At 66.2% G+C, this 272-nt stretch carries 1 protein-coding gene; it reads left to right on the forward strand.

Features of this window, described 5'->3' with window-relative positions; genetic code table 11:
- The coding region (locus ACLJNW_RS25200) for a winged helix-turn-helix domain-containing protein (RefSeq protein ID WP_410961358.1) at window positions 1-272 on the forward strand (272 nt) is incomplete at both ends.

Below are 272 nucleotides of genomic sequence, written 5' to 3' on the forward strand. Positions count from 1 at the left end.
CGTGTATCGCGGCAAGCATCTCGTCGCCGACTTCGACGCCGTTGCGGTGAGCGTGGACGGCGAGCCGGTGCGCCTCACGCGCCGCGAATTCGAGCTGCTTCGCTACCTGGTCGCAAACAAGAACCGCGTGTTGTCGCGAGACCGTCTGCTCGAACGCGTCTGGGGCTACGATCGGCTCGTCGAAACCCGTTCGGTGGACGTGCACGTCGGCCGTCTTCGCGGCAAGCTCGGTGCGGCCGGACGACAGATCGAAACGGTCGTCGGTCTCGGCT

It is taken from the genome of Salmonella sp. SAL4457 (genome assembly GCF_046548235.1).
Classification (GTDB): domain Bacteria; phylum Pseudomonadota; class Gammaproteobacteria; order Enterobacterales; family Enterobacteriaceae; genus Salmonella; species Salmonella enterica.